The organism is Serratia sp. (in: enterobacteria) (assembly GCF_046715635.1).
In the GTDB taxonomy this organism is placed as follows: domain Bacteria; phylum Pseudomonadota; class Gammaproteobacteria; order Enterobacterales; family Enterobacteriaceae; genus Chania.
In genome coordinates, this window is sequence record NZ_JBKJYW010000206.1 from 1 (window position 1) to 6196 (window position 6196).

Annotated in this window: 7 protein-coding genes; 3 read left to right on the forward strand and 4 right to left on the reverse strand. The window is 54.2% G+C overall.

The features are described from left to right. Positions 1–62: 62 nt before the first annotated feature. The 3 genes from ACLQ7H_RS10290 to gstA all read left to right on the forward strand — a co-directional run bounded on the left by ACLQ7H_RS10290 (position 63) and on the right by gstA (position 2265). A complete protein-coding gene (locus tag ACLQ7H_RS10290; protein ID WP_411752571.1) occupies positions 63–326 on the forward strand; it encodes a DUF3811 domain-containing protein in 264 nt (87 codons plus the stop codon). Positions 327–683: 357 nt separating this feature from the next. Beyond that, positions 684–1565 (forward strand): 4-hydroxy-tetrahydrodipicolinate synthase, encoded by an 882-nt coding sequence (dapA, locus tag ACLQ7H_RS10295; RefSeq protein ID WP_411752572.1) that lies wholly within the window; start codon positions 684–686, stop codon positions 1563–1565. Positions 1566–1662: 97 nt separating this feature from the next. Further along, entirely contained in the window at positions 1663–2265 is a 603-nt protein-coding gene (gene gstA, locus ACLQ7H_RS10300) for a glutathione transferase GstA (RefSeq protein WP_411752573.1), read from the forward strand. 54 nt (positions 2266–2319) lie between these two features. Here the strand turns inward: gstA and tyrS are convergent, their stop codons facing one another. From tyrS to anmK, 4 genes are all read right to left on the reverse strand, one after another. Beyond that, positions 2320–3594, reverse strand: a complete 1275-nt coding sequence (tyrS, locus tag ACLQ7H_RS10305) for a tyrosine--tRNA ligase (protein WP_411752574.1) — start codon at positions 3592–3594, stop codon at positions 2320–2322. Between the two features lie 140 nt (positions 3595–3734). Then, positions 3735–4388 carry a pyridoxamine 5'-phosphate oxidase gene (pdxH, locus tag ACLQ7H_RS10310; RefSeq protein WP_411752575.1) on the reverse strand — a complete coding sequence of 218 codons (654 nt, stop codon included), beginning with the start codon at positions 4386–4388 and terminating at the stop codon, positions 3735–3737. 88 nt (positions 4389–4476) lie between these two features. Beyond that, positions 4477–4779 carry an MliC family protein gene (locus ACLQ7H_RS10315; protein ID WP_411752576.1) on the reverse strand — a complete coding sequence of 101 codons (303 nt, stop codon included), beginning with the start codon at positions 4777–4779 and terminating at the stop codon, positions 4477–4479. A 44-nt stretch (positions 4780–4823) separates the two neighbouring features. Beyond that, positions 4824–5945: an anhydro-N-acetylmuramic acid kinase gene (anmK, locus tag ACLQ7H_RS10320; protein ID WP_411752577.1), complete on the reverse strand. Its 1122-nt coding sequence runs from the start codon at positions 5943–5945 to the stop codon at positions 4824–4826. Between the last annotated feature and the right edge of the window lie 251 nt (positions 5946–6196).

The window sequence follows — 6196 nt, forward strand, 5'->3', positions numbered from 1 at the left end:
AACAATATCTTTGCCATAAATGCTGTACACTGAAAGTCAACTTCACAACACAGGTTGCCAAAATGAAGAGACTAACGCTGAAAGAGATGACAGAAAGCGAACAACGTGAAGTAAAGACCGATCTGGACAGAGCAAGCAAAAACCTCGAGCGCCAGTTGACCAACTCCGAACATAATAGAATCAAAGACGAAGCCATCGACCGCATTATGGCCGCACGTGAAAAGATTGCCAAAGCGGCCCGCGCAGAACGCAAAGCCAACCGGGCACAGCCGACAGGTGCCACCTTCAGTTGGACGGCCTCCATCAGTACGCGCCCACATCGTTGATCACTGACCCCGCTGCGGCGGGGTCTCTGTTTGATAAGCCAGATTCATCTGCGCCCTGCTATTATTAATATCCCTATTATCATCTAGTTATCCGTTGACACCCCGCCCTGAGCTGTCCACTATCGGGTGACATTCACTGGTTACGAGATCGCCATGTCCCCTTTCATCCAACAGGCAACACCGCAGCAAACCGCGTTGACCGTGGGTGAAACTTTGGCGCTTACTTCGAAGAAACAGCCGCTCATTTGACCGGGGCGCGCTGTCCCGTCAGATGAGCTGACTGGATGGTGTGCAACGCGATACTCCTCTCTGGTTTTCTCATCTGACTCCTAGTCGGTCACGCAGCAGGAGTTTTACATGGCTTCATTTTCCGGTATTTGGGTAGCACTGGTTACCCCATTCAATGATGACGACGTTGATTTCCCGGCCGTGAAAAGGCTGGCACAGCATTTGATCGCCAAAGGCGTCGCTGGCGTAGTGGTCTGCGGTTCAACCGGCGAAGCCTCAGCCCTGAGTAAAGAAGAACAGTTGGCGGTGCTGGATGCCGTCCTCGAGGTGGTGCCAGCTCGCCAGGTGGTCATGGGGCTTTCCGGTAATAACATGGTTAGCACCCTGCAGATGCAGCAGGCCATCAATCAGCGCGATATCGCCGGAGTCCTGATCCCCGCCCCGTACTACATTCGCCCTTCACAGGCGGGCCTGGTGGAGTATTTTACCCGACTTGCCGATGCCTCTCACGTGCCGGTGATTTTATATAACGTGCCTTATCGCACCGGAGCAACCTTTGAGCTGGCAACGCTGCGGCAACTCACCCGCCACCCGCAAATCAAGGCGATCAAAGATTGTGGCGGCTGCCCCGAGGCCACCATGTCGCTGATCCAGGACGGCGAGATCGACGTGCTGACCGGCGAAGACCATCTGATCCTGACCACGCTATGTTTGGGAGGAAGTGGCGCGATTTCCGCTGCGGCACACCTGCACCCGGAACGCTTTGTTGCTCTGGTTGAACAAGTCCTGCAAGGCGATCTGGCCGCCGCACGCAGCAATTTCTATACCCTGCTGCCGATGATCCATCAGATGTTCAGCTATCCGAACCCAGGCCCGGTTAAAGCAGCCCTGTCGCAGCAGGGGCTGATAAAAAACGAGCTCCGTTCCCCAATGCAAACCGCGCCGCAGGCATTGCAGCAGCAGATCGCCGATTTACTGGCGCAGATGCCACAGCTCACTCTGGTGGAGTAATAAAATATTGTTGGCAAAACCGCTGTAATTATTCTGGCCTAGGACTAGGATGGGAAGTTAAACCTGCCTGTCCTTCATCACCATCAAGGAGTTTTCGATGAAACTGTTCTATAAAGCCGGCGCCTGTTCCCTGTCTCCTCACATCGTATTACGTGAGGCCGGGTTGGATTTCACCGCAGAGAAAGTCGATTTAGTACACAAGAAAACCGAAAGTGGTGCCGACTATCTGGCAATCAACCCGAAGGGACAAGTCCCAGCGTTGGTACTTGACGATGGCAGCCTGCTGACCGAAGGCGTGGCGATTGTGCAATACCTGGCAGATCGCGTACCGGATCGTAACCTGATCCCGGCTGCGGGCACGCTTTCTCGCTATCATGCGATCGAATGGCTGAACTACGTGGCAACCGAGCTGCACAAAGGCTTCAGCCCGCTGTTTAACCCGAAGACGCCAGACGAATACAAAGCCATTGTTCGCGACAAACTGGCCAGCCAGTTCAGCTATCTGGACTCGGTGCTGGAGAAACAGCATTACCTGTTGGGCCAGCGTTTCAGCGTGGCGGACGCGTATCTGTTCACCGTGTTGCGTTGGGCGCAGGCGTTACAGTTTGATCTCAAAAAACACGCGCATCTGACGGCTTATTTCGACCGCGTAGCGGCTCGCCCGGCGGTGGCAGCCACGTTGAGTGCTGAAGGCCTATAAAGCGAGAATAAAACAAAGGGGCCACACTGGGCCCCTTGTCAGCATCAAAACAGATTACTTCCAGTCAACCAGGCAGTAATGCTTTTTGCCGCGACGCAGCAGCGTGTAACGGCCAAACAGGCGATCGCTATCGGTGAACAGATATTCAGGATTGGACTGCTTCTCACCGTTGATGGTTACCGCGTTGGAACCAATCATGGTGCGAGCCTGCCCGCGTGAAGGGACCAACTCTGCATTAACCAGTGCCTGCTGCAGATCCGCATCGTTCTCCAGTTTGATGGTTGGCATGCCATCCTGAGCCAACTGCGCAAAGTCCGCCTCGGTCATTTCGTGCAGTGCGCCAGAGAACAGGCTCTGGGTGATACGTTTCGCCGCGGCCAATCCTTCTGCACCGTGCACCATGCCGGTGACTTCTTGTGCCAGCACATACTGGGCACGCGGTGCTTTACCGCTGTTCTTGTCTTCTTCTTCCAGCGCATTAATCTCTTCAATGCTCAGGAAGGTGAAGAACTTCAGGAAGCGATAAACGTCCGCATCCGCGGTGTTGATCCAGAACTGGTAGAATTTGTACGGGCTGGTTTTTTCCGGAGCCAGCCATACCGCGCCGCCTTCGGTTTTACCAAATTTGGTACCGTCTGCCTTGGTGATCAACGGCACCGTCAGGCCGAACACCTGTTTCTGGTGCATGCGGCGAGTCAGGTCGATACCTGAGGTGATGTTGCCCCACTGGTCTGACCCCCCGATCTGCAGTTCCACCTGATGGCGGTTATACAGCTCGGAGAAGTCGAACCCTTGCAGCAGGTTGTAGGAAAACTCGGTGAAGGAGATCCCGGAATCATCACGGTTCAGGCGCTGCTTGACCGCTTCCTTGTTGATCATCTGGTTAACCGAGAAGTGTTTACCGATGTCACGCAGGAAGGTCAGCACGTTCATGCCGCCAAACCAATCGTAGTTGTTGGCCGCAATGGCGCTGTTGCTGCCACAGTCGAAATCGAGGAACGGAGAAACCTGCTTGCGGATTTTCTCGACCCATTCGTTGACCGTTTCCGTGGTGTTGAGTTTGCGTTCGGCGGCTTTAAAGCTCGGGTCGCCGATCATACCGGTCGCGCCACCTACCAACGCTACCGGCGTGTGGCCGGCCAGTTGGAAACGCTTCAGGCACAGCAGAGGCACCAGATGGCCCAAATGCAAGCTGTCAGCGGTCGGATCGAAGCCGCAATACAGTGCAATTGGCCCCTGCGCCAGTCGCTCTGCTAACGCTTCCTCGTCCGTCACTTGAGCCACCAGGCCCCGCTCTTGCAGTTGTTGAATCAGGTTGATGCTAGCCATCAATTTCTCCATGTATAAACGAATGCACCTTTGCCGGTACACGGCCTTCGCCCATTGGCGAAAATCATAAAATCGGGGTAGCGCATAGAATAAAGCGCCAGCGGCATCAGTGCCAGCGCTTAAGGGGGATTTTCCGTCTATCAGGGTGCCAGTCGGTCAATTTTCCAGTCATTTTCCTCGCGTTGATACAGGAAACGGTCGTGCAACCGGTGCGCCCCCCCTTGCCAGAACTCGACGGAGTCAAATTTAACGCGGAAACCGCCCCAGAAACTGGGCAATGGCACCTCGCCTTGCTGGAACTTTTGCTTCAGTTCGAGGAATTTGCTTTCCAGGATGCCACGAGCGGAAATGCGCGTTGACTGTTGCGACACCCAAGCGCCGATCTGGCTATCTTTGGGCCGACTATTGAAATACTTCATCACTTCCAGCGTCGATAGCCGCTCGGCCTTGCCGAGGAAGATCACCTGACGATCCAGCATATGCCACGGGAACAGCAGGCTGATATGCGGGTTTTGTGCCAGCTGTTGCGCTTTGCGGCTGCCAAGGTTGGTATAAAATACCAGGCCCTTATCATCAAAGTGCTTGAGCAGCACGATGCGCTGGAAAGGTTGCCCCTGCTCATCTACGGTAGCGACGCACATCGCGGTAGGATCGGCCAGACGAGCTTCACAAGCCTGTTTGAGCCAGCGCTCGAACAAATCCAGGGGGTTGGCGGTCAGATCGTTACGGCGCAGCCCGCCACGGGTATATTCACGGCGCAGATCCGCCACATCAAACTCATTATTATCAGTCATCTGGAATAGCAACCAAGCGGTAAATTCGTTGTCATATTCTGCGCCTGAAGCAGCAGGATCTCAATCATTCTGCTGCCTCAGGGTAGGTTTATTGAGCCAGCACGCAGTCGCTCATGATCACTTTATCATTGCGCTCGACAAAGGCGCTTTGCCCTTTCGACCAGAAGGTGTATTTACCGTCGCTGTATTTGGCACCGGACGCCGCCAGCACCTGCTTCAGCTTCAACTGTTCACCGTCCATCAGGAAGCTGACCGTACTCTCTTCACCATTGAGTTCTACGGTGAGTGGCGTCGTTCCACATTGATAGTGCAGCGTTTCACTCTTTTGCGAGATCACATAACTACACCCCGCCAACACGAGAACTCCAGCTACCATCGCTATTTTTTTCATCGGTTGCTCCTTAAGATATTAACCTTTTCTTTATCCTAACAGAGCTAGCGGTGGCCCAACGGCAAAACCGGATAAATCCCACCCAGCAGAGTTTCACAACTGGCCCCGGTAACCGAAGGCAGATTACCCGGCTGACCAGAAATAGTGCGGAATGCCAGCCAGGCAAAGGCCAAAGCCTCCATATCATCTCCACTGACGCCAAAGTGATCGGTGGTAGCCACCTCGGTACCCGGCAGTAAAGCGGACATTCGCGCCATCAGTAATGGATTACGGGCACCACCACCGCAGACCAGCAGCCGCTCACAGCCCCCAGCCAGCATCACCTGCTCGCTAATGGTGGTGGCGGTCAGTTCCACCAGCGTGCTCATCACATCCACTGGCGTTAACCCTGGCAACGTCGCCAGCTGTTTTTCCAGCCAGCTGATATTGAAATATTCTCGACCGGTGCTTTTCGGTGCCGGTAAGGCGAAATAAGGATCGGCCAACATCTGCTGCAATAGCGGTAAGCAAACGCGCCCTTCCATCGCCCAAAGACCGTCTTTATCGTAGGGTTTCGAGCGGTGGCGCCATATCCACGCATCCAGCAACATATTCCCCGGGCCGGTATCAAAACCACGTACCGGTGCGCCGGGCAGTAACAGTGACAGGTTGGCGATGCCGCCAATATTCAGCACCATACGGCGCTCGCTCGGGTGTGCCAACAAAGCCTGATGAAACGCAGGAACCAAGGGCGCCCCTTGGCCACCATAGGCCATATCACGGCGGCGAAAATCCCCCACGGTGGTGATATTGGTCAATGCTGCCACCCGGTTATTGTCCCCAAGCTGCATCGAAAAGCGCGTCTCGCCCTCCGGCTCATGCCACACCGTTTGGCCATGACAGCCAATAGCGGTGATTTCATGGGCCGGAATACCGGTCTGTTTTAACAGCCCCAGCACCGCCTCACCGAACAGCGTGCCCAACTGCGCATCCAATCGTCCTACGGCAGAAAGCGTGGTCTGCTGCCCTTGGCACATCCCCAGAATCTCTTTTTTCAGTTGGATCGGCATTGGGTGGCTATAACTTGCCTGTTGCGCCACCATACGTTCATCGATAGCGGCAAGCACCACGTCGATCCCATCCAGACTGGTGCCAGACATAACACCAATATAGCGGCCTGACTTCATCTGCAATATCCTTTACCCTTTCCAGGTTGCAACCGTTTCACTGTTTAAATAGACCAGAATTGCACGATTAACGCCATGAATTATGATGTCTTTTTTACAGCCTGTGAGCGATGTTGTTTATTTTATGATGTGAAACGGTTACATATTCAGCCGCTCGGAGTGAAAAAACACCGCGCATCTATTTTCAGTTCTGTCCTAAAGCTAAACCACCGTTTATTATTGGTTGAACAGAGAAAAGCTAAACTGTATAC

Coding starts and splice junctions, on each gene's coding strand:
- ACLQ7H_RS10290 (WP_411752571.1), top strand. CDS start 63: ATGAAGAGACTAACGCTGAAAGAGATGACAGAAAGCGAACAACGTGAA.
- dapA (WP_411752572.1), top strand. CDS start 684: ATGGCTTCATTTTCCGGTATTTGGGTAGCACTGGTTACCCCATTCAAT.
- gstA (WP_411752573.1), top strand. CDS start 1,663: ATGAAACTGTTCTATAAAGCCGGCGCCTGTTCCCTGTCTCCTCACATC.
- tyrS (WP_411752574.1), bottom strand. CDS start 3,594: ATGGCTAGCATCAACCTGATTCAACAACTGCAAGAGCGGGGCCTGGTG.
- pdxH (WP_411752575.1), bottom strand. CDS start 4,388: ATGACTGATAATAATGAGTTTGATGTGGCGGATCTGCGCCGTGAATAT.
- ACLQ7H_RS10315 (WP_411752576.1), bottom strand. CDS start 4,779: ATGAAAAAAATAGCGATGGTAGCTGGAGTTCTCGTGTTGGCGGGGTGT.
- anmK (WP_411752577.1), bottom strand. CDS start 5,945: ATGAAGTCAGGCCGCTATATTGGTGTTATGTCTGGCACCAGTCTGGAT.